The 21,607-nt window shown below is 59.9% G+C and carries 18 protein-coding genes; 15 read left to right on the forward strand and 3 right to left on the reverse strand.

The window, feature by feature from the left end; all coding sequences use genetic code 11:
* Positions 1 to 113 precede the first annotated feature (113 nt).
* The 9 genes from AC1DE4_RS00835 (at position 114) to AC1DE4_RS00875 (ending at position 10,707) form a co-directional block, all read left to right on the forward strand.
* Positions 114 to 869, forward strand: coding sequence for an SDR family oxidoreductase (locus AC1DE4_RS00835; RefSeq protein ID WP_477879469.1), 756 nt, complete (start codon positions 114 to 116; stop codon positions 867 to 869).
* Between the two features lie 77 nt (positions 870 to 946).
* Positions 947 to 1,363: a cupin domain-containing protein gene (locus AC1DE4_RS00840; RefSeq protein WP_477879471.1), complete on the forward strand. Its 417-nt coding sequence runs from the start codon at positions 947 to 949 to the stop codon at positions 1,361 to 1,363.
* 91 nt (positions 1,364 to 1,454) lie between these two features.
* Positions 1,455 to 2,105 carry a hypothetical protein gene (locus AC1DE4_RS00845; RefSeq protein WP_477879473.1) on the forward strand — a complete coding sequence of 217 codons (651 nt, stop codon included), beginning with the start codon at positions 1,455 to 1,457 and terminating at the stop codon, positions 2,103 to 2,105.
* 298 nt (positions 2,106 to 2,403) lie between these two features.
* Positions 2,404 to 3,384, forward strand: coding sequence for an alpha/beta fold hydrolase (locus tag AC1DE4_RS00850; protein ID WP_477879475.1), 981 nt, complete (start codon positions 2,404 to 2,406; stop codon positions 3,382 to 3,384).
* Between the two features lie 89 nt (positions 3,385 to 3,473).
* Positions 3,474 to 4,334: an SDR family oxidoreductase gene (locus AC1DE4_RS00855; protein WP_062373376.1), complete on the forward strand. Its 861-nt coding sequence runs from the start codon at positions 3,474 to 3,476 to the stop codon at positions 4,332 to 4,334.
* Positions 4,335 to 4,624: 290 nt separating this feature from the next.
* On the forward strand, positions 4,625 to 8,992 hold the full coding sequence (locus AC1DE4_RS00860; RefSeq protein ID WP_477879478.1) for a PAS domain-containing protein: 4,368 nt from the start codon (positions 4,625 to 4,627) through the stop codon (positions 8,990 to 8,992).
* Positions 8,989 to 9,630: a response regulator transcription factor gene (locus AC1DE4_RS00865; protein ID WP_112823918.1), complete on the forward strand. Its 642-nt coding sequence runs from the start codon at positions 8,989 to 8,991 to the stop codon at positions 9,628 to 9,630. The genes AC1DE4_RS00860 and AC1DE4_RS00865 overlap by 4 nt, the downstream gene beginning before the upstream one ends.
* 2 nt (positions 9,631 to 9,632) lie before the next feature.
* Positions 9,633 to 10,010, forward strand: a complete 378-nt coding sequence (locus AC1DE4_RS00870; RefSeq protein ID WP_477879480.1) for a response regulator — start codon at positions 9,633 to 9,635, stop codon at positions 10,008 to 10,010.
* A gap of 1 nt (position 10,011) precedes the next feature.
* Positions 10,012 to 10,707 carry a response regulator transcription factor gene (locus AC1DE4_RS00875; RefSeq protein WP_062373389.1) on the forward strand — a complete coding sequence of 232 codons (696 nt, stop codon included), beginning with the start codon at positions 10,012 to 10,014 and terminating at the stop codon, positions 10,705 to 10,707.
* 43 nt (positions 10,708 to 10,750) lie between these two features.
* Here the strand turns inward: AC1DE4_RS00875 and AC1DE4_RS00880 are convergent, their stop codons facing one another.
* Positions 10,751 to 11,683, reverse strand: a complete 933-nt coding sequence (locus AC1DE4_RS00880; protein ID WP_477879482.1) for a LysR family transcriptional regulator — start codon at positions 11,681 to 11,683, stop codon at positions 10,751 to 10,753.
* Positions 11,684 to 11,742: 59 nt separating this feature from the next.
* On the opposite strand from AC1DE4_RS00880, the gene AC1DE4_RS00885 reads away from it, so the two are divergent.
* The 4 genes from AC1DE4_RS00885 to AC1DE4_RS00900 all read left to right on the forward strand — a co-directional run bounded on the left by AC1DE4_RS00885 (position 11,743) and on the right by AC1DE4_RS00900 (position 15,083).
* Positions 11,743 to 12,492: an SDR family NAD(P)-dependent oxidoreductase gene (locus AC1DE4_RS00885; protein ID WP_477879484.1), complete on the forward strand. Its 750-nt coding sequence runs from the start codon at positions 11,743 to 11,745 to the stop codon at positions 12,490 to 12,492.
* 416 nt (positions 12,493 to 12,908) lie between these two features.
* Positions 12,909 to 13,271 (forward strand): hypothetical protein, encoded by a 363-nt coding sequence (locus tag AC1DE4_RS00890; protein ID WP_018857653.1) that lies wholly within the window; start codon positions 12,909 to 12,911, stop codon positions 13,269 to 13,271.
* Between the two features lie 60 nt (positions 13,272 to 13,331).
* Positions 13,332 to 13,634, forward strand: coding sequence for a curli-like amyloid fiber formation chaperone CsgH (csgH, locus tag AC1DE4_RS00895; RefSeq protein ID WP_477879486.1), 303 nt, complete (start codon positions 13,332 to 13,334; stop codon positions 13,632 to 13,634).
* A 135-nt stretch (positions 13,635 to 13,769) separates the two neighbouring features.
* Complete coding sequence (locus tag AC1DE4_RS00900; RefSeq protein ID WP_477879488.1) at positions 13,770 to 15,083, forward strand: hypothetical protein; 1,314 nt, start codon at positions 13,770 to 13,772, stop codon at positions 15,081 to 15,083.
* 9 nt (positions 15,084 to 15,092) lie between these two features.
* On the opposite strand, the gene AC1DE4_RS00905 is transcribed toward AC1DE4_RS00900, so the two are convergent.
* The gene (locus AC1DE4_RS00905; RefSeq protein WP_025658789.1) at positions 15,093 to 16,217 is read right to left on the reverse strand and encodes a helix-turn-helix transcriptional regulator; all 1,125 of its coding nucleotides are present in this window, start codon (positions 16,215 to 16,217) and stop codon (positions 15,093 to 15,095) included.
* Between the two features lie 779 nt (positions 16,218 to 16,996).
* On the opposite strand from AC1DE4_RS00905, the gene AC1DE4_RS00910 reads away from it, so the two are divergent.
* Positions 16,997 to 18,490: an MDR family MFS transporter gene (locus AC1DE4_RS00910; protein ID WP_025658788.1), complete on the forward strand. Its 1,494-nt coding sequence runs from the start codon at positions 16,997 to 16,999 to the stop codon at positions 18,488 to 18,490.
* A 434-nt stretch (positions 18,491 to 18,924) separates the two neighbouring features.
* On the opposite strand, the gene AC1DE4_RS00915 is transcribed toward AC1DE4_RS00910, so the two are convergent.
* Entirely contained in the window at positions 18,925 to 19,842 is a 918-nt protein-coding gene (locus AC1DE4_RS00915) for a GntR family transcriptional regulator (protein ID WP_062373498.1), read from the reverse strand.
* A 239-nt stretch (positions 19,843 to 20,081) separates the two neighbouring features.
* On the opposite strand from AC1DE4_RS00915, the gene AC1DE4_RS00920 reads away from it, so the two are divergent.
* Entirely contained in the window at positions 20,082 to 21,584 is a 1,503-nt protein-coding gene (locus tag AC1DE4_RS00920) for a UxaA family hydrolase (RefSeq protein ID WP_025658786.1), read from the forward strand.
* Positions 21,585 to 21,607 lie beyond the last annotated feature (23 nt).

Genomic DNA, 21,607 nt, shown 5'->3' on the forward strand with positions numbered 1-21,607 from the left:
CCCGCCATCGGAGCCGCATCCGGGCGTGGCTTTCGCTGATCCCACACACGGAATGCTGACACTGGCGGGTTTCAATCAAGATCCGGGCACATGACCCAAGAAGGAGACTAGGCATGAAAATCGTTGTCATTGGCGGCACCGGACTGATCGGCTCGAAGACCGTCGAACGGCTGCGGAAAAAGGGCCACGACGTCCTCGCAGCATCCCCAAATACGGGTGTCGACACTCTGACCGGCAAGGGCCTGGACGACGCGCTGGCTGGCGCGAAGGTGGTGATCGACCTCGCCAATTCGCCCTCGTTCGAGGACAAGGCGGTGATGGAATTCTTTCAGACCGCGGGACGTAACCTCCTCAAGGCAGCCGTCGTGGCAGGCGTCGAACATCATATCGCCCTTTCCATTGTCGGCGTGGAGCGGCTCGAGGGCAGCGGCTACATGCGCGCCAAGATGGCCCAGGAAGCGCTGATCCGTGCTTCTGGCATTCCCTACACGATCGTGCATTCGACGCAGTTCCTGGAATTCATTCCGGGCATCGTGCAGTCAGGCACGGTCGACCAGACGGTGCATCTGTCCTCCGCCTATGTGCAGCCGATCTCGTCGGAGGATGTCGCCGACGCCATGGCCGACGTGGCCCTCGGTAGACCCCTGAATGGCATCATCGAGATTGCCGGTCCGGAGAAATTTCGCCTCAACGAGATCGCGGCGCAGTTCCTGAAGTCGACCGGCGATTCCCGCCAGGTCGTCGCTGATCCGCATGCGCCTTATTTCGGCACCGAGCTCGCCGAGGGCTCGCTCGTGCCGATCGGCGACGCCCGGCTTGGCCGCGTCAGCTTCCAGGACTGGCTCAGCCACTACCAGCCGAGAACGTAACCCCTTCGGAGGGGCGCGGCGCATCCGGCAAGACCCAGGCTGTCCCTTCCATGCACAATCACGACAGGAGAACCAGCATGTTCCGGACCTTTATGGCGGCAACCGCATTGACGGCCGTCCTCGGCGGCGCCGCCGTCGCGCATGACACTTCCTCCGGTGACGCGAAAGTCACCATCGTTTACGACCAGAAGCTTCCCAACGTGCCCGGCAAGAGCATGAAGGGCGTGCTGGTCGAGTATGCGCCGGGCGGCACCTCGCCTGCCCACACGCATCCGAACTCAGCCTTCATCTATGCAACGGTCCTCGAAGGCGCAATCCGCAGTCAGGTCAATAGCGGCGCGGTCACGACCTACCATGCCGGCGAAAGCTTCTCGGAGTTTCCGGGCGATCACCACGCCGTCAGCGAGAATGCAAGCAAGACCGAGCCGGCGCGCCTGCTTGCGGTCTTCGTCGTCGATACCGACGAGAAGAACATAACGATCGACGACAAGTGAGACAAACCTCTGCGATGTCCCGCCAATGCCTGACATCGCAGCCCTCACCCGCCGATATTTCGAGAGACTCAGATCAACAAGGCTTGGACCCATGAGCGCGACAGCAATGCGAACACTTGCCGGAATTTCGGTCCCCCAGACGCCGATCGTCGATCGCGCGCTTGAGCATGCGCGAATGGCATGCGAGCCCTATCTCTTCAACCACGTTGTCCGCTCCTGGCTGTTTGCCGAGCGGATCGGGCAGCTTCATGCCATCGAGCACGACGCGGAAGTCTTGGCCGTCGGCACGCTGCTGCATGACATAACGCTGAACGAGAGATTTGCGGGGCCGCGGCGCTTCGAGGTGGAGGCCGCGGATCTGGCGCGCGGATTTGCGACGGAAGCCGGGCTCGACAAGTATCGCGCCCAACAGATCTGGGATTGCGTCGCGCTCAACTCGACGCCGTCGATCGGCCTCCACAAGGAAGCCGAGGTCGCACTCTGCACCGCCGGCATCTGCCTCGACGTCGTCGGCCTGCAATACAGTTCCATTCCCTCGGCTGAGATGAAGGCGATCGTCGCCGAATTTCCGCGGCTTGGGATGAAGCGGCAGATGACCCTGTGCTTTTGCCACATCGCCGCGACACAGCCGGAAACGACTTACGACAACTTCGCGCGGGATTTCGGGGAGCGCCTGGTTCCTGGCTATAAAGTGCCGACCTCCTCGGTCGATCTGGTGGCAAATGCGCCCTTCGATGAATGATCGCCATGTTCGATGCGATGGACGTGCACTTCGAACAGGAAGAGCTGCAAGGGCCTGCACTCACCACTACATCGCAGGCCCCCTATCGGTAACCCACACCGCACATAGACAAGCAAGAAAACGCGCGCTTCATCAGCGCGTGTTTTGCGTCGTGAACGCCTCGGTGCGAGCAACCGCCCTAATCGTTCGATGCGGTCACCTAGACTTTCGCACAGTCCCCAGATGCTTCCGCCCAATGGTTTTCCGGGCCGCCGGTCGCCATCCTCTGTCGCATGTCAATCACCGCGAAGGATAGAAAATGCGCGATATTTCAAACCCATCGACTGTCAGTGTCTCACGTCGCGACGCCCTGCTCGGCAGCCTCACCGCCGGGATCGCCGTGGGCTTGCCGGCGGTTGCCTCCGCAAAGACGTCGAAGCAGCCTCTCCCCGCCACCAGCAACCACGGAAAGCAAGCCATGAGAACGATCACCACCAAGGACGGCACGGAAATCTACTACAAGGATTGGGGCACCGGTCCAGTCGTCACCTTCTCGCATGGCTGGCCGTTGAACTCCGACGCCTGGGACGGCCAGATGCTCTTTCTCGCCCAGCACGGCTTCCGCGTCGTGGCGCACGATCGCCGCGGCCACGGACGATCCAGCCAGCCGACATCCGGAAACGACATGAACGGATACGCCGACGATCTGGCCGCCCTGATCGAGGCGCTTGACCTCAAGGACGTGACGCTGGTCGGCCACTCCACCGGCGGCGGCGAAGTCGCCCGCTATATCGGCCGGCACGGCACGAAGCGTGTCGCCAAGGCTGTGCTCATCGCCGCCGTGCCGCCGGTCATGGTGAAATCAGAGGCCAATCCGGAAGGCCTGCCGATCGAAGCGTTCGACGCGATCCGCGCCGGCCTCGTCAAGGATCGCTCGCAATTCTACCGCGACCTTGCCCCGCAATTTTATGGCGCCAATCGACCGGGCTCAAACGTCTCCCAGGGCACACTCGACCAGTTCTGGCTCTGGAGCATGCAGGCCGGCCTGCTGAACGCCTATGAATGCGTCAAGGCATTCTCGGAAACCGACTTCACCGAAGACCTGAAGAAGTTCGACGTGCCGACGCTCGTCCTGCACGGGGAGGATGACCAGATCGTTCCGGTCAAGGATTCCGCCGTCAAGTCCGCCCGGCTGATCAAGGGCGCCAAGGACATCTACTATCCCGGCGCGCCGCACGGCATCACCGCCACACATCAGGACCAGGTCAACGCCGACCTGCTCGCCTTCCTCAAGGCCTGACGCTCGTAACTTGGACGATCGGTGGCGCGGCAAGGCCGCGCCGTTTCCATTCAAGCCCTTTCCATCATCGCCCTTTAAGGAAATCCAACATGTCGAAGACCTGGCTCATAACCGGCAGCGTCAGCGGGATCGGCCTGAGCACGGCCGAACTCGTGCTCGCGCGCGGCGAAAACCTCGTCGCGACGGCCCGAAACGTCGACCGCCTTCTCAACCTTGTGCGCCGCTACGGCAAGCAGGTGGAACTCATCGAACTCGATGTGACGGATGCGCCAGCAGCACGCGGAGCAGTCGACACCGCGATGGAACGGTTCGGTCGCCTCGACGTGCTGCTGAACAATGCCGGTTACGCGCATCTCAGTCCCTTCGAACAGGTCTCGGAAGATGATTTCAAGGCGGAGATCGACACCAATTTCTACGGTGTGGTCAATCTGACGCGCGCGGCGCTCCCCGTGATGCGCCGGCAAAAATCAGGGCATATCATCAATATTTCGTCCAGCTCGGCGCGCTTCGGCAGTCCCGGATCGACCGCCTATACTGCCGCCAAATGGGCGGTGAGCGGTTTCACCGCTTCGCTCGCCAAGGAGGTCAAGCCGTTCGGCGTCAAGGCCATCGCCATCGAACCTGGCAGCATCCGCACGAACTGGACGCGGGTTGCCCGTGGCCACGTCCCGCCGCTGCTGCGGGAATACGAACCGACCATCGGCGCGATCATGAGGATGACCGAGGGCTATGCCGGCACCGAGCCCGGCGACCCCGACAAGGTGGCCGTCGTCATCTTCGATCTTTCGCGCCAGGATGATCTGCCTGAACAACTCGTCCTCGGAAGCGATGCCCTGGGACGGATTGCCCAAAGCGATGCGGTTCGATCCGCAGCCGCTCTCTATTGGGACAAGATCAGCCGGTCGACGGACTTCGACGAGCCGACCACTCCCCTCCCACTTCTGGACTGAGACAGGAACCGTTACAGGGTTTTCGATGCGGCATTTCCTTCCCGCATAGGATTTGCCTGGGGGGCTCGGCTGGCACATCTTGCTGCCGGCCCTCAGGTCGGGTGCATTCTTCTGGGCCTGGTTTCCTTCGGCTCCGCGGCAGCATCGCCACCAACATATGGATTTCCATAAGTTGCGGCGGTGCGGTGGCGCGATTAGGGTGCGGCATAGCTTCGCCAGCACCGGGATTGACAACAAGTTCAATACAAAAGGCTGACGATCCCGGACTATTTTACCTTGCAGGAGCCCCAATGACGCGCGTCTGGTCGTATCGCCCGCAACTCCTGCATCTCGGCCTGTTTATTCTGGCTTATGTCCTAGGCTGCGGGTTCGCTCAGGCGCTCGCAATCGTGCCCGGAACGGGCATCTCCATCTGGCCTCCGAGCGGACTGTTCATTGCGACTCTGATCCTCGCTCCCATGTGGAGCTGGCCGTGGTGGGTGCTGGCGGGCGGTCTGGCGGAACTGCTTGGCAATGTCCTGTGGTTCCATAGTCCGCTGCCTGTGGCCTTCCTTATTTATTCGGGCAACGCGCTCGAAGCCACGCTCGGCGCATGGCTCGTGAACCGAACCTTGAAGGGGTCGGTTCGATTGGAAACCTTGCAGGAAGTTGTCACATTCGTTGTCGTCGGCGCAGGAATTGCACCTATGCTGAGCGCAACGGTCGGAAGTGCGACGCTTGTCTGGTTCGGCATGTCTTCGCAAACCTTGCTGGACGCCTGGGCTCTGTGGTGGATCGGGGATGCCACCGGGGTCCTGATCGTGGCGCCGCTCGCACTTGTCGTGTTCCAGAGTTGGGGTGGCAAGGCCGAGTTTTCGGCAGCGCGGTGGGCGGAGGCTTGCGTTCTGGGGGTAATCCTGCTCGGCGTCGCCACCCTTTCGCTGAGTGGCTTTCTGCCCTTCGCCTACATCATCATGCCGCCACTTCTTTGGGCCTCGGTGCGCTTCGAATTCAAGGGTGCCGCCGTTACGCTGGCCCTTCTTGCACTGATCACGGCGACATTCACGATATCTGGCGCCAGCCAATTTGCCGGCGATGCCGAGACCCAGCGCCACAACCAGATCATGCTGCAGCTCTTCCTGGCGATCTCGGCATTTTCCGCGCTCATCGTTGCTGCCATATCCCGGCAGCATCAGCTGACGCTACAGACCCTGCGCGACCGGGAGCGGGAGCTCTTGCAAATCGTGAACATGGTCCCGGTCCACATCAGGCGGCTGACGCCGGAAGGCGAACCGACCTTCTTCAATAAGCGTCTGGTGGATTTTTTCGGGATTGACCTGGATCAGTTGAACAAGCCGGGCACGAGCCGGCTGGCGACGAACATAGAAACCCTGGTCCACAAGGATGATGCACCCGTCCTACTGCAAGCGGTCCGTCGTTCCGTCGCCACCGGAGAGCCCTATTCTTTGAAGTATCGCATGCGCCGTGCGGATGGCGTCTATCGCTGGGTCGATGGTCGAGCAGAACCGCTACGCGACGAAAACGGCGCGATTGTGCAATGGTTCGCCATCTCCATCGACATCGATGACGAAGTGCGCGCCCAAGAGGCGTTGCGGCGCAGGGAGCGGCAGCTGCAGCAGCTGATCGACGCCGTGCCCGCCATGATTTGGACCACGACCCCTGAAGGAACGCCGACCTACCTCAACAAGTGGTACACGGACGTAACTGGCGCCACTCTTGAGGACTTTACCGCCAACGGCGGGACGCCGGCGTTCCCTTTAAACGTCATCCATCCAGACGACAGGGCCATGAGGGCGCAGGTGCGCACCCACGCATTCGAGACCGGCACGCCCTATTTCGTGCACTATCGCCACATACGGCGCGACGGCTCCTATCGCTGGACCGAGAGTCGCGCAGAGCCTTTGCGCGATGAGTCAGGCGCCATCCTCGCTTGGTACGCGGTAAGCGTCGACATACATGACCTGGTGACCGCGCGAGAGGCATTGCGCGACCGGGAACGGGAACTCTCGCAGCTCGTCGACATGGTGCCGAGCCTGCTTTGGAGACTTAATCCAAGCGGCGAGCCGAGTTACTTCAACAAGCGCATGATGGATTTCCTCGGTGTGGATAGGCCCGACGCCGGCAAGCTGGATACGAGCCAGATGGCAGCGATCCTCAACGCCGCTATCCACCCCGATGACACACCGGGGCTCGCCAAGTCACTCCGTGACAGCCTTGCGACCGGCAAGCATTTCGCGATGGACTACCGCCTGCGTCGCGCAGACGGCGTCTATCGATGGATGTCAGGCCGGGCGGAGCCGATGCGGGACGAAAAGGGGCAGATCATCCAGTGGTACGGCCTTTCGCACGACATAGACGATCAGACGCGCCTCTACAGCGACATAGCCGAGCGCGAAGCCAGAATCCGGCGACTGATAGATTCAGACATTATCGGGATCGTCATATGGGATCTGGACGGAACAGTCATCGACGCCAATGACGCGTTTCTCCGTATGATCCAGTACGAACGGGAGGATGTGCAGGCCGGCCTTCGGTGGTTCGATATAACGCCTCCCAAATGGCAGACCGTGCATGCCCGCGAAGAGGCGGAAGAACTTGCGGCGACGGGCAAGATGCAAGCCCGGGAGAAGGAGTATTTCAGGAAGGATGGCAGTCGAGTGCCGGTCTTGATCGGGGCGGCCTGCTTCGAAGGGCAGTCTCGACAAGGGGTTGCGTACATTCTCGATCTGACCGAACACAAGCGTGCGGAAGCTGCATTGCGCAGCCGGGAACAGGAACTGTCGCTCCTCGTGGACATGGTCCCGAGTTATCTCTGGCGGATCTCACCAGACGGCCAGCCCGTCTTTTTCAACAAAAGACTTGTCGACTACCTGGGCCTGGATGTTGCGGGCCTGGACAAGCCGGACATGAGCCGGCTCGACGCATTTATCGAGACCGCGATTCATCCCGATGATGCCGTTGAGGTTGCGGACGCGTTCCAACGCTCCCTGGCGAGTGGTGAGCCACTTTCCATGAAATGGCGGATGCGTCGAGCTGACGGCACGTATCGGTGGATGGCGACAAGCGCCGAAGCGATGCGAGATCAGGACGGTAGCATCGCCCAATGGTACGGCCTCTGCCACGACATCGATGATCAATTGCAGAGTGAAGAGGCGTTGCGCAACAGCAAGCGGCAACTGGAGCAGATGATCGACGCAGTGCCGATCAACATCCTGAGCTACGATCCCGAGGGCAAGCTCACCTCCGCCAGCAAGCGATATCTGGACAATGTTGGAGCGGTGCCGGATCACGTCACGGATTTTGAGGGGCTGGCCCGGCATCTGGCTCACCCTGACGATCTCCCGGTCATGCTGCGGAGGGCGTTGGATGGCTTTGCGACAGGAACGCCTTTCGTTAATCGTTTTCGGCGGCGTACCAAGGACGGCGCCTATCCCTGGATCGAGGCCCGCGCGCAGCCTTTGCGCGATGCGTCTGGCGCGATCGTGCAATGGTACCAGGTTTCGATCGATATCGAAGATGAGATGCGGGCACAGGAAGCTCTTCGGGAGAGCGAGTCGCAGCTGAGGCGGCTCGTGGATGCCCTCCCGGTACAGATCTGGGCAGCGGCGGCCGATGGCGAGCCGTCTTACCTGAACAGGCGATTGGCCGAGTATGTCGGCCTGACATTGACCGATCTCAGTTCTCCTGAAGCCACCCGGTTGCAGATGGCGATCCAGAATTCCGTCCATCCGGACGATGCCTCCGCAGTCGGGCAAGCTCTCATGCACTCGTTTACAACGGGCAGCACCTTCACGATGAAATACCGGCAACGACGGGCCGACGGCGTCTATCGCTGGATCAACGGGCGAGCCGAGCCACTTCGCGATGCAAACGGCAACATATTGCAATGGTACGGCGTGAGCTTCGACATCGATGACGACGTGCGCACCCAAGAGGAATTGCGCCGGACGCAGGAAAGGCTAGCGGTCGCTTCGCAGGCGGCAAGCCTTGCGGAGCTCTCGGCATCCATCGCCCATGAGGTGAACCAACCGCTGGCCGCCATCGTCGCCAACTCGCATGCCTGCCATCGTTGGCTGTCGTTCGAGCCTCCGAACGTGGCACGCGCCAACACCGTGATCGAGCGCCTGATCCGTGACGCGAACGCCGCCGCCGATGTCGTGAGCCGCATTCGGGCCCTGTTCAAGCAATCCACGGAGACGAGGAGCCGCGCGACGCTCTCGAGCGTCATAGCCGAAGCGCGTGGCCTGATGGCCGAGGAGGCCGCCCGACGCCGCATTCGCATGGACTTTCATGTCGATGCCGACCTTCCTGCCGTCACACTGGATTCCATCCAAATTCAACAGGTCCTCATCAATCTCTTCCGCAACGGCATGGATGCGATGGATCTCGTTGAAGGCGAAAAAGTCCTTGAGGTGCATGCGCATCGCGCGGGCAGCGAGGTTCAGACGGAAATCAGCGATCGTGGACGCGGCGTCGAATCTCCCGATCGTGTGTTCGAGCCCTTCTTCACGACGAAGCAGCACGGGATGGGTATGGGACTGGCCATCAGTCGATCGATCGTCGAGGCGCATGGCGGGCGTTTGTGGACCGAGAAGAATGAACCGTGCGGCGCGCGGTTCATTTTCACCTTACCAATTGCAGCGAAAGAGACCTCATGACGACGGACGACCATGTTGTTTTCATCGTGGACGATGATGAAAGCATTCGGGAGGCGCTCGGCGAACTCCTCGAGACCCACGGCATACACACCATCGCCTTCGGGTCGGCGGGCGAATATGTCGGCGGTAAGAAACCGGATGTCCCTGCCTGCCTTATCCTCGACGTCGAACTGCCTGATATCAACGGCCTCGAACTGCAGCGGCAGATCGCCGAAGGCGATCATCCGCCGATCGTTTTCATCACCGGACACGGCGATATTCCGTCGTCGGTGCGGGCGATCAAGCATGGCGCGGTGGACTTCCTCACCAAGCCCTTCAGCGATGCGGACCTCATGGCAGCGGTCCACACGGCGATTTCCCAGGATCGGGAAAAGCGATCGGAGCGGGCCGAACTGAGCCTGCTCAGGCAGCGATATCTGGAGCTGACCCCACGGGAGCGCGAGGTGCTGCCGCTCGTGGTCAGTGGTCTCCTCAACAAGCAGGCAGCATCGGAACTGGGGATCAGCGAAGTCACGCTGCAAATTCATCGAAGGAATGTAATGCAGAAAATGGGAACAGCATCGCTCGCCGATCTCGTGCGAATTGCGGAGAGGTTGGAGATACCGATCACCCACTCGCGCCGCGCGGGAGGAAATTAGTCATGGAGAGAACAAGACCGACCATCGCGGTCATCGATGACGATCCGAGGTTGCTCGAATCGCTGGAGGAACTGCTGGAATCCGCCGGCTATACGGCTTGCTGCTTCCGCTCGGCCGGGCACTTGCTCGTTCGCGGACTCTCGGACCTCGACCTTCTCATAACGGACATCGGCATGCCCAGCACGGACGGTTTCGAACTTCGCGACATCGTGAAGAAGGCGCGTCCGGAACTGCCGGTTTTCCTGATCACCGGCCGCCATGAAATCGCGGACCACGGCCGCGCCCAAGGCATCAGCGGTTTCTTCCGCAAGCCTTTCGACGCCCCTGCCCTGCTCGTAGCCATCGCAGACGCTTTGCAAAAATCGAAAAATGGAGGGTGACATGAGAGTTGAACAACTGCCGCGGAGATCGGCGCCGCTGTTACCACAGCACAAGAATGATGCCGAGCAGCCAATCGTCATCATCGTCGATGACGACGCGGCTGTCCGCGAGGCTTTGTCTGAGTTGATTCTTTCGGCGGGTTTCCGGTCAGTCGATTTCGCCTCAACCCAAGAAGTGCTCGACGCCGACATATTGGACAGCCCAGGTTGCCTGATCCTCGATGTGCGCATGCCGGGAGCAAGCGGGCTTCATCTGCAGCACCATCTGGCGCAAAACGGCAATTTCAAGCCAATCATTTTCCTCACCGGACACGGCGACATCCCGATGACGGTGCAGGCCATGAAGGCCGGCGCGGTGGACTTTCTCACCAAACCGGTGCGGGATCAGACGCTGCTCGATGCGGTGATCGCCGGGATTGAGCTCGATGTGGCGCGGCGCGCGGAGGCTGTTGTCGTCAAGCGCAATCTCGAGCGCTTGGAGACACTGACGCACCGGGAGCGCGAAATCCTACGCGAAGTCGCACGCGGGCGACTGAACAAGCAGATCGCCTTCGACCTCAGCATCAGCGAAGTGACGGTGAAGCTGCATCGCGCCAACGTCATGCGCAAGATGGGCGCCGGCTCGATCGGAGAGTTGATCAGGGCATGGGAAACGTTGCCGACTGCGATGCGGGAGGCGGGTGGCTCGAAATTTTGAGTTGGCTGAACAGATGCCGGCATTGGCGATGATGCGCCGTTGGTTAGATCGCTTCGATGGCTTTTGCCTCGCGGGCCATGAAGTCACAGAATAACTTTACGCGCAGCGGCACCGTGCGGCCAAACGCGTGCAGCACGTTGAATGGAAGCTTGGGAAACCCTATCCCCGACTCGACGGCGACAAGCGCACCGGATTCTAGTTCTTTGGCGACCAGGCATCGCAGAACATAGGCGGCCCCCAACCCGCCGAGCGCAGCTTGAATGAGCGCTGCTCCCGAGTCGCAATCCACGCGCCCTGACGGAATGAAGCTCTTCCCATCCGCCAGGGGCAAAGGCTGTATCACGCCGCCCGGCGCATATCGGGCAAAGGGCAACGCTGCCAGGGCTTCGTCGCTGGTGGGATTGCCCCAGGCTTCAAGAAAAGCCGGAGATGCGACGATCGCCATCCGCAGGTCGGCCAGGCGGCGCACGATCAGATCACCCTCCAGGGATCTACCTGTACGCAGCACGACGTCATAGTCCTCCCTGATCAGATCGACGAACCGATCCGTGAGACCGATATCGAGATGAAGGTTCGGATGGTCGGCGGCAAAGCTCGAAAAGAGACGCGGGAGCAGAAGAGGCGCCAGTTCGCTCGGCATGCTGATGCGCAAGCGGCCCGACGGCGAGGCATCGGACCTGATCGCCTCGTCACTCGAATCCAGATCCCGCAATAGCGGCGCAACGCGGTCGAAGAAAACCTGACCGTCCTGGGTCAGCGTGAGGGCACGGGTGGAGCGCAGGAATAGGCGCGCGCCGATCTTCTTTTCCAGCCGCGCCACGCTCTTCGACACGGCGGACGGCGTCGTGTCCAGGTCACGCGCGGCCGCGCTGAACGAACCGGCCTCCACGGTCCTTACGAAAGCCATCAATCCCGACGTCTCGTTCAGCAGGTTTGCCACTTGCACCTCCGCGGCACAGATCATGTGCCCGCCCATGATCTAATGACGCCGGGAGGCAACGCTTATCTCATCTCTTGTTGAAAAGGAGATAAGCAATGCAACGCCTTAAAGACAAGGTCGCCATCATCACCGGTGGCAATAGCGGCATCGGCAAAGCGACCGCACAGCTCTTCGCGGAAGAGGGAGCGCAGATCATCATCACCGGCCGGCGGCAGGATGTCGTCGATCGGGCCGTGAAGAACATCGGCTATTCAGCCATTGGTTTCGTGGGCGATGTTGCCGATCTCGAAGATCACAGCAAGTTGGCGGATATCGTAAAGAGGAGCTTCGGCGGAATCGACATCTACGTGGCCAATGCCGGTGTTATCAACCTTACCGCGTCCGCCGATGTCACGCCCGAAGACTATGATCGGCACTTCGCCATCAATACGCGCGGCGTATTCTTCGGCGTGCAGACAATCTCGCCGCTGATCCGCGACGGCGGCAGCATCATCGTGACGAGCTCGCTCGCGGCCACGAAGATCCTCCCAAATCATACGGTCTATGCCGGGTCGAAGGCCGCCGTCGCCGCCTTTGCCAGGAACTGGGCGATCGAATTCAAGTCGCGGCGGATCCGCGTCAACATCCTGAGCCCGGGGCCAGTCGAGACCGAAATCCTCGGCAAGCTCGGCGTATCGGAAGCAGAACGCCCGGCATTCGAAGACTACATGGCCTCGCTTATCCCCGCAGGCCGGCTGGGGCGGACGGAGGAGCTGGCGCGCGCCGCACTGTTTCTCGCCTCCGATGCAGGAAGCTTCGTCAATGGGATCGAGCTTCACGTCGACGGCGGCATGACCCTGGCTTGAAAGGATTGGAAAAATGCAAAAGCCACACACAACCCCGAGATCATCGCCTTCATCAACCGCCTGGCGGAGCAGGCAGCAACTGTCGGATGGAAGAGATGGAGGATCTCGCATCCGTGCCGTTCTTTACAAATCGCTTGTATCGAACCATTGTAAAGCGTATGTCGTCGCGCGATTTGTCGCACGAGCCGAACCTCTTCGGAACTATAGTTCTCCAACCTATTTTTCTGGCAAATATCACTATTGACATAGCTACGAATACACTTGCCACCTCCCACATCACTAAGCGACACCATGTTCCTTGGCTGAAGCAGGGAAATTCCCCATTCCGTTAGGCAAGCTTTGAAACCCTCGCGCGAATGGCGATGCGGTAGTGTCTCTCAACCGTCAATTCCGGCGGGAGGAAGAGGAGAGATACAATGAAAATCAAGGGCCTAGTAATTGCAACCGTGTTTGCTCTTTCGTCGATCTCCGGCGTATTCGCTGCGGATAATGAAGCCATCACGGATCAAACCGGTTGGGGAAACAGCGCCGGCACGTTCCAGAGTGGCTTCCGTAACTTCAGCGGCACAGGCCAAGTCGGCATTCGAAACAGCTCGACGACCATTCAACATGGCGCATTCAATGAATCCGGAACGGCCCAATTCGGTCGCCGCAATGACTCACTTACCGTACAACAGGGCCTAGGAAACGTCTCTGGTACGCTGCAGTTTGGCCGCGGAAACAACTCGCAGACCTATCAGTCCGGCGTTGGCAACAACTCTGTGACCATTCAGCATTAGTCGAGTATCCTTGAAGGTCAGCGGCGGTGCCGCTGACCTCTTTTGCTCTGGAGTCCCACAATGATTGCTGCCCTGCCACCCGTTCACTGCATCATCGAGCATCATGAGAAAGCGGGCGCCATGACCCTCGTCCCGACGATCGAAAGCGACGGCCGTGGCCGAGGTAGCTATCAGTTCGAGATTTTCTCGAACTCCAATGGCAACACCTCAAGCAACGTTCAAGGCGGCGATTTCCAGAAGGATGACCCGGGACGGCTCGCGCTTTCGCGATCAACAGTCTCCGCGTCGCCAAACGGATGGAGCGCCCGCCTGACTGTCTATGGTCCGAATGGCGAGAAGCTCTGCGTGGTGTCGGTGCCGTGACATTTATGCACCGTTGGTGCGATCTTCCCCGCACGCAAAACGGCCGCTAATTGATTGTACACTAAATTATAATAGTAATAGACCTCGGTGCGTCGCGTCGGCGTGTGTTAGCGGCTATCTTGGGGTGACGAGGGAATGGGGATCTGCCTGGCTGTTCGGTCGCACAAGCTGCCTGCTGTCCTCGCTGTGGCCTTGGCAAACCTTGCAACTACGACATCCATTGCGGCTGCGGATGACACCAAGCCTGCGCTCGTAGCGCAGAACGAGGAAGCTGCACTAACCTTGCAGATCGGGGCCGGCATCAACTGGCTGAGCTTGCCAAGCTGGGGTTCGCATCGACCCGATTTCTTCGGAAGCGGGGACAGCAGGGTCGTTGACGACGGCCCGAATTTTGGCATCAGCCTGGATGTGCCGCTCGGGCAGATAGGATCACAGCCGCTGATCCTGGAGTGGAACGGCAGCATCTCAGACCTTTCTTCCAATTCCACGGACCGTACGAGCCTTTCCGGGCAAAATTCCCTGAACCTGGTCTATGGTAATTCCGCAAACGGCAACATCAGCACGCTATTCGCGTCACCTGCCGGCACCCTACCAGCGGTTGCAACGGTTAATGTTACAGTCAACGACAGCGCAGGCGGGACAGTCGGCACACTTATTTCAAGCTCCTCACCGGTGGGCGGACGTGTGACTCAGTTTGCCTCGAATAGCGCGATAACCGGCGGCACCTTTGCCGCGCTCCTCACGAACGGCGATACACAAAGCGCCGCGGCCTATGCTGCCTATGCCGACAACACTGGGATGACCCTTCGAGCTACCGGCGACCTCAGTAACAGCTCAATCGTCGATGAGCGCAGCGAGGACGCCACGGTCATCGATCAGACACTACTGCTTGGCGCTCCGATCGACCTTCAAGGCGGCTGGACGATCACGCCCAAGTTTGGCCCGATGTATAGGTCCATCGATCGCCACGTGGATTTTCGTCGGACGCTCCAAATTACCGCGAACTACCCGGGCGTGGTGGTACCGCAGGTCAGCGTCGCGCAGGACGACGAACTCGATGCACGCTATGTCGGGGCGTTGGCTGAGCTCTCGGTCGCCAAGGCATTGCAGCCGGATCTCAGCGTCTCGTTCGATGCGAGATTTGGCGGGGCCTACCTGCATTCCCACTATCGAAGCCATTATTCCGCAGTTCTGCCGAGCGTATCGACGGGCGCCTTCGACTTTGTCTCCCAGACGCGCGACGACGCCAGCTTGCTTGCCGGCGTTGGCGCCGGGCTGCGCTACGCGCCCACGGAGAATCTGCAGGTCGGCCTGGACGCCGGCGTGAACTACATTAACAAGGTACCGACGATCAACTATGTCGCAGATGCGGGCGGCGTATCGCCCACGATAGGCATGAGTCATGCCATCGATTACAACGTCTCCGTCAGCGTTACCTGGCGGTTCTAAGCAGCACGATCAGCACATCGCGGAGAGCATGGAAAGGCAGTGCAGAAACTGCGTCTGCCGGTTCACGCCCACGCGTGCCATCGCAGAGGCAAGCTGATTATGGACTGTATTTTTCGAGACACCACGTTGCCGCGCGATTTCGGATGCCGTTTCCCCCCGCAAGAGGCAATAGGCAAGATCGGCCTCCGTCGGTGTCAGGCCGAAGATGGACTTGATGGTGTCAGGCGCCAACAGACTGTTTCCGCCGAGCTCGCGTATCGTGAGCATGTAAACGCGCTCGTTGGTCGCAAAGACGTTCTTGAACTGCGAGCCAAGGCCGACACGTCCCGACAGCGCATCGACGCTGATGAGCCATTTGACGTTCTTCACCTTGTCTTCAACCCAGGCAACGTGTCGAACACGTCCATGCGACGACGCCATACCGATCAGCCGGGCAACCTCGTCCTGAAGTGCCGTGTCGACGAAATCGATCACGGAGTCGCTATATTCGACTAGCAGATGCGACGCTTCGACAAATTTCTCGAAGCTCCCATTCGCCAGGCGAACCTGATAGTCTTCCGTAATGATCGCAGAGGGTGCGGACGAACTGAAGAAGGCGCTCTCCATATGTGCGGATTTCTCACGCTCCAAGAGCGTGGTCTTCTGGATTGCAAAGGCCGTCTGAAAGTGCGGCAGCAATTTCATCAGCGCTTCGGCCGCTCTATCTGTTTCACTCCGACCCGGGCGATCGAAATGAAGCATCAGTGCAATCCTGCGTCCGCCTTCCTTGACGAGAACGAGTATCAGAAGGCTGCCCTCGACACCAAAGCACTCGTGCACGGGCTTGTCCCATTGCGGATTGAGCTTGGCCTTCAGGTCGATCGTCAGGAACGCCCCCTGTCCCAAGGTAAGCGTCGCCGCGTGCAGTGCAGCGATCATCTGCGGATTGCAGAGCGCGGCTTTCGGGACGCCCTTTGCAAACACGCTCGCGCGCCGATCCTCTGCCCCCTTGAAGCCCACGACTGCCCCGGCGGCAGCCTTGGTGGCATTGATCAGCTCCGCTATGACCTTCTCCCATTCGGGAGGGCTTACCACGGTTTCGTAGATTAGTTGTACCAAAGGCAAGTAAATGTCTTCACCAAAGCTATTGATCATCGGACCCACTCCAACGCTTGGCGAATTTCTAAGATTTTTAGGCCCGGCCGCGTCGTTTCAGAACGCTGCCGCTCGATATCGCCTACTGCGGCACCATTGCCGCGCATTCGCCTCATGAGTGTTTTCAGGCTACCTTGATCCCGGTCCGACCATGCGGTCGAAGGTGGTTCCCAGCCACTTGCCTGTCGGCTTCACGCCCTCAGCGGCCTCAAGAGAAGCCGATGAAAAGCCAAGGCTCTTTATGAAACATCGGATGCCTCCTCAAGATTGAGTCTTTTTGTCCTCAACTTGCTCGGCCGATGCCGATCACAAGCCAAAAGCGCTCATTTGGCCTTTCAAGCACCAAACAGCGCTGAAAATGCACGCCGTGCCGAGAATAGTCTCGCCACGTGTCCCTAAACTAGAGATTCTAAGAATAGCATGCGCTCTCTTGTTGTAAAATGTAAAATGACGCGAGTTTATTACAACAATAGGGGTATATATTATTGCAACCGATGGAGAGACTATTAACATCCGGTAATTGAACTTCAAGCCAATTGAGGTGGCAGAGGCGCCGCGCATACCGCATATGTCGTCTTGCTTTCTTGGCGCCCCAACTCGCCCTAAGCGTGCGCCATCCAGATGCGACTCCCGCGCGGAAGCCGCACTCGTAACCAAACGGATAATAATTGACGCCTTCCGGTCGGCGGCCTAGAACCGCTGCTACACTCCGCGCCAGCCCGCCTAGCCGACTTGCCGGTCATTTTTTGGCACTTCGCGGAGCACCCGGAGAAGATCTCATGTCCCACACAGCTCTGCGCTCGAACCGCGCGCTCGTCGTCGCCATTATCATGCTCGCGACTTTCATGGTCGCGATCGAGGCCACGATCGTCGCGACCGCCATGCCGAAGATCGTTGGGCAGTTGGGTGGCTTTACCTATTACAGCTGGGTCTTCTCGGCTTTTCTTCTGGCCCAGTCGACGACAACCGTCATTTACGGCAAGCTTTCGGACATCTTCGGGCGCAAACCGGTGCTGATTTCGGGCATCCTGATCTTTCTCTTTGGTTCCCTACTCTGCGGGCTGGCATGGTCGATGGCTTCGCTGATCGTTTTCCGCCTGCTGCAAGGGCTTGGCGCCGGGGCTATCCAGCCGGTAACAATGACAATCATCGGCGACCTCTTCACGCTCGAGGAGCGAGGCCGCGTGCAGGGTGTCATGGCGACAGTGTGGGCCACATCGGCGGTTGTCGGGCCGCTCGCCGGGGGTGTGATCGTCGATACCATCTCCTGGGCCTGGATTTTCTGGATCAACCTGCCGATCGGAATCGTGTCAATCGCCGCTTTCTCCCTCTTCCTCAAGGAATCGGTCGCGCACAAGCAGGCGAAGATCGATTATCTCGGCGCCATCCTGTTTTCGATCGCCGTCATTGCGCTACTCGTCATCCTGACTGAAGCCGCGGATGCCAAGGCGTGGGTATTGGCGTTGCTCGCCCTGGTGTTCGCCGTCGCCGCCGTCCTTTTCCTGCTGCAGGAGAAGCGGGCGGCCGAGCCGATCATTTCCATTGCTCTCTGGAGCCGCCGGCTGGTCGCGACCAGCAACGCCGCAACACTGCTTGCCGGCATGGCGCTGATCGGGCTTTCGACCGTATTGCCCATGTACGTCCAAGGCGTCCTCGGACGGTCGTCGATCGTCGCGGGCTTCACGTTGACCATGCTGGTCGTCGGGTGGCCACTGGCTGTGATGCTCTCCAGCCGCTTGTTCAGGGCGTTCGGCATCCGACGCACGCTACGGGTTGGAAGCCTGATGTTTCCCTTCGGAGCTTCCTTCCTGCTCTTCCTGACACCGGACAGCCACCCCGCGCTCGCGGGAGCAGGCTCGTTCTTCATGGGCTTCGGCATGGGGCTGATCAGCCTCACCAGTATCGCGCTTGTACAGGACAGTGTCGAATGGTCGATGCGCGGTAGCGCCACAGCGTCGATCATCTTCGCCCGCAGCCTCGGCAATACCCTCGGAGCAACCGTGCTCGGTGCCATTCTCAACGCCGGCATCAGCCACTATGCCGCCGGGGACGCAGCAAGCTCGCTGCATGATGTTCTGAACCAGCCAACCGGGCTTTCCGAATTGGCCGCCGATCCCGCAATCCGCACCGTCTTCGATGCATCGCTTCACTGGACGTTCTGGGGCGTGGCGGTGGTTGCCGTTCTCACGTTCCTGTCGGCCTGGCTCATTCCTGTGGGACGCGAGCAAGGCCGGGCATCGGTGACGTCAGCCGCCAGCGAAGCGTCGCACTAAACCTTCAACCTGGACCACATGTGATGCTCGAAAGAGGGTCGTCAGGCCAACCAGGGCGTCATTTCTTAAGGAACCAGGTCTGTTCTCCTTCGTTTGTCTTTCATCAGAGTTGGCGCGGTTCGCGATCGTGACCGCTATTATCGCGATGGCTGCTACACCAAGACCGTCAGAACGATGACCGACGATGGCGATGAGGTCACCAAGACAGTACGCCGCTGCCGATAACGTCGAATGGTGAGCAGGCCTTTCTAAGCCCCAAAATAACACGCGAAGGAATTGCCTCTATCGAGGTGAAGAGGAGGATTTTGTCGCTGACGACGCAAATGACTGCCTGCGGAACGTGCGCTCCCCTTCGCCGGTAGAGGAGCAAAAGTCGCGCCTGATAGAAAGCAGGCGTGAAATAGAATTTAGCCCGGTTCCGGCCGGGTTTTCTCTCAAGATTGGCCTTCCGCCAGAACCTCGTCGGAGGGCGTCAGTGGAATTGATTGCAGCAGGGTCTGGCGCGCCGAGCGCAAGTGCAGACGGCAGGCGGAATCGATCGCTGCCTGATCACGAGACTCCAGCGCGGCGATATAATCCAGATGCTCATGAATGGCACGTTCGTTGCGCTCGCGAGCGAAAGCCTTGTTCCACTGGTAGTGATAGTGAAAGATGATCGCGATAGCATCGTAGAAATCGGCAATGAAGCGGTTCCGCGAAGCCGCGTGGATGAGCAGATGGAAGCGCTCGTCGAGAGTGGAGAAATCCTTGTAGCGCGTGTCGAGATCACGCAGCATCGCCTGATGATCCGCCTTGATGTCAGACAGCGCGCGCCACGCGTCGCTCTCTGGCGGAAGTTTGCCGAATTCCGCCGCCGAATGCAGCTCGAACATCTCGCGCACGTCTGCGAGCTCAAGCGCAAAATCGCGTGTGAAGCCCTTAAGAATCCAGTGGCTGTTCGGCCGTTTCTCGATCAAGCCAAACCGCGAGAAGCGGATCAAGAATTCGCGGACACTCGTGGTGCCGGTACCGATCTCGCGCGCGAGCTCCAATTCGTTGATCTGCATGCCCGGTGCGGCATCATCCGACAAGATGCGCTGCATGAAGCTTCGCTCGATGATGTCGTGAAGTGAGTTGGTCTCTTCTGATGGAAAGAAATCGGCTTCGGTCGGCTGCCTGAGGACGATCTTCTGACGCTTGTTCCAACGAATAATGCCGGCATCGCTGAGCCGTGTCAGAATCGCGCGCGCAGTGCTGCGACTGATGCCGAGCTGCGCCGCTATTTCGGGCTCCGAGGGCAATGCCGCATCCGTCCGCAAAGCGGCGGCATAGCGGTTGTACGCTTCCTTGAAGACTGTATTCTGCCTTGCCATGCACACCCCGCCCTTTTGCCTCGGCAACACGGATCGGACGGCCACGAAGTTGCGGCGCGAAGCGTGGCAGAAGCTTATCTGTCAGCAATCCTTATCTTATTTTGGATTGCATGCGGCTGTTTGCCTCCCTCGTCCACAGGATGAATAATCCCGTTGACTTGAAAATGTTTATTGTAGATAAAAAACAAAATCAATGAACATTCGCTGACGAAGCGAGTGTTCCCCTAGGGAGAAGAATGTTGACCAAGGACCCCTGGATCATCCTGTCTGCCGGCGACAACGTTGCGGTTGCGACGGCGGCGATCCCATCCGGCGCGACGGTCGCCGGCATCCAGACCCGCGAGAAGATCGACCCCGGTCACAAGATCGCACTCGCCGATATTCCGCTTGGCCAGCCCATCATCAAATACGGGCAGGCGATCGGGCGGACGACGGCGGACGTGAAGGCCGGCGACCATATTCACAGTCACAATCTGCACTTCGAGAACGACCGTCTTGCCGCGACCGCCAACTCGGCGCCTGAGGAAGCAACTGCAGCGGATCGTGCGCGCACGTTTATGGGCTATCGTCGTGCCGACGGCCGCTCGGCGACGCGCAACTACATCGGCATCATTGCCAGCGTGAACTGTTCCACCACGGTTTGTCGGGCGATCGCCGACGAGGCCAACAAGACGATCCTGCCGCATTTCGACGGTATTGACGGTTTCGTGCCGATCGTCCATGACCAGGGCTGCGGCATGAGTTCCACAGGTGACGGCATGGCCGTGTTGCACCGGACCCTTGCCGGCTACACCAGGCATGTGAACTTCGGCGGCGTGCTGATGATCGGCCTCGGTTGCGAAGTCAACCAGCTGACACTCTACGGCCAAAGCGGCGCGGGGAACTCCAAGCGTCACTTCAACATTCAGGATGCCGGCGGCTCGCGACGCGCCGTCGAGCGCGCCATGGGCATGCTGCGTGAAATTGCGCAGGATGTCGGCAAGGAAAAGCGCGTGGCGCTGCCGATCAGCGATATCATCATCGGCCTGCAGTGCGGCGGCTCGGACGGCTTTTCCGGCATCACCGCCAACCCCGCGCTCGGCGTTGCAGCCGACCTGCTGGCAGCTGCCGGCGGCACGGCGATCCTCTCCGAAACCTCCGAGATCTACGGTGCCGAGCACCTTCTGCGCAGCCGCGCCGTCAGCGACGAGGTTGCCCGCAAGCTCGACGACAAGATCGCCTGGTGGGAGAAGTACGTGGCGATGCACGGGGCATCGCTCGACAATAATCCGTCGCCCGGCAACAAGCGCGGGGGCCTGACGACGATCCTTGAAAAATCACTCGGAGCCGTCGCCAAGGGCGGACGCTCGCCTCTGACAGCCGTCTATGGTTATGCCGAGCGCGTCAGCGCACCGGGCCTCGTCTTCATGGACACCCCCGGTTACGACCCCGTCTCCGCAACTGGTCAGGTAGCCGGCGGCGCGAACATGATCGCCTTCACCACCGGCCGCGGCAGCTGCTTCGGCTGCCGCCCGGCGCCCTCGATCAAGCTTTCCAGCAATTCGGCTCTCTATGCCTCGATGGAAGAGGACATGGATATCGACTGCGGCACGATCGCGACAGGCGATGCGACGATCAGCGCCAAGGGCCGCGAGATCTTCGACCTGATCATCGACACGGCATCCGGCAAGAAGACGAAGAGCGAGGAATTCGGCTACGGCGACAATGAGTTTGTGCCGTGGCATTTGGGTGCGACACTCTAAATCAGATGCATATCAAGTCTTCA

Source organism: Rhizobium sp. 10N414 (assembly GCF_056394785.1).

Excerpts from the sequence above, each read along its gene's own strand:
- AC1DE4_RS00835 (WP_477879469.1), top strand. The coding sequence starts at position 114 with ATGAAAATCGTTGTCATTGGCGGCACCGGACTGATCGGCTCGAAGACC.
- AC1DE4_RS00840 (WP_477879471.1), top strand. The coding sequence starts at position 947 with ATGTTCCGGACCTTTATGGCGGCAACCGCATTGACGGCCGTCCTCGGC.
- AC1DE4_RS00845 (WP_477879473.1), top strand. The coding sequence starts at position 1,455 with ATGAGCGCGACAGCAATGCGAACACTTGCCGGAATTTCGGTCCCCCAG.
- AC1DE4_RS00850 (WP_477879475.1), top strand. The coding sequence starts at position 2,404 with ATGCGCGATATTTCAAACCCATCGACTGTCAGTGTCTCACGTCGCGAC.
- AC1DE4_RS00855 (WP_062373376.1), top strand. The coding sequence starts at position 3,474 with ATGTCGAAGACCTGGCTCATAACCGGCAGCGTCAGCGGGATCGGCCTG.
- AC1DE4_RS00860 (WP_477879478.1), top strand. The coding sequence starts at position 4,625 with ATGACGCGCGTCTGGTCGTATCGCCCGCAACTCCTGCATCTCGGCCTG.
- AC1DE4_RS00865 (WP_112823918.1), top strand. The coding sequence starts at position 8,989 with ATGACGACGGACGACCATGTTGTTTTCATCGTGGACGATGATGAAAGC.
- AC1DE4_RS00870 (WP_477879480.1), top strand. The coding sequence starts at position 9,633 with ATGGAGAGAACAAGACCGACCATCGCGGTCATCGATGACGATCCGAGG.
- AC1DE4_RS00875 (WP_062373389.1), top strand. The coding sequence starts at position 10,012 with ATGAGAGTTGAACAACTGCCGCGGAGATCGGCGCCGCTGTTACCACAG.
- AC1DE4_RS00880 (WP_477879482.1), bottom strand. The coding sequence starts at position 11,683 with ATGGGCGGGCACATGATCTGTGCCGCGGAGGTGCAAGTGGCAAACCTG.
- AC1DE4_RS00885 (WP_477879484.1), top strand. The coding sequence starts at position 11,743 with ATGCAACGCCTTAAAGACAAGGTCGCCATCATCACCGGTGGCAATAGC.
- AC1DE4_RS00890 (WP_018857653.1), top strand. The coding sequence starts at position 12,909 with ATGAAAATCAAGGGCCTAGTAATTGCAACCGTGTTTGCTCTTTCGTCG.
- csgH (WP_477879486.1), top strand. The coding sequence starts at position 13,332 with ATGATTGCTGCCCTGCCACCCGTTCACTGCATCATCGAGCATCATGAG.
- AC1DE4_RS00900 (WP_477879488.1), top strand. The coding sequence starts at position 13,770 with ATGGGGATCTGCCTGGCTGTTCGGTCGCACAAGCTGCCTGCTGTCCTC.
- AC1DE4_RS00905 (WP_025658789.1), bottom strand. The coding sequence starts at position 16,217 with ATGATCAATAGCTTTGGTGAAGACATTTACTTGCCTTTGGTACAACTA.
- AC1DE4_RS00910 (WP_025658788.1), top strand. The coding sequence starts at position 16,997 with ATGTCCCACACAGCTCTGCGCTCGAACCGCGCGCTCGTCGTCGCCATT.
- AC1DE4_RS00915 (WP_062373498.1), bottom strand. The coding sequence starts at position 19,842 with ATGGCAAGGCAGAATACAGTCTTCAAGGAAGCGTACAACCGCTATGCC.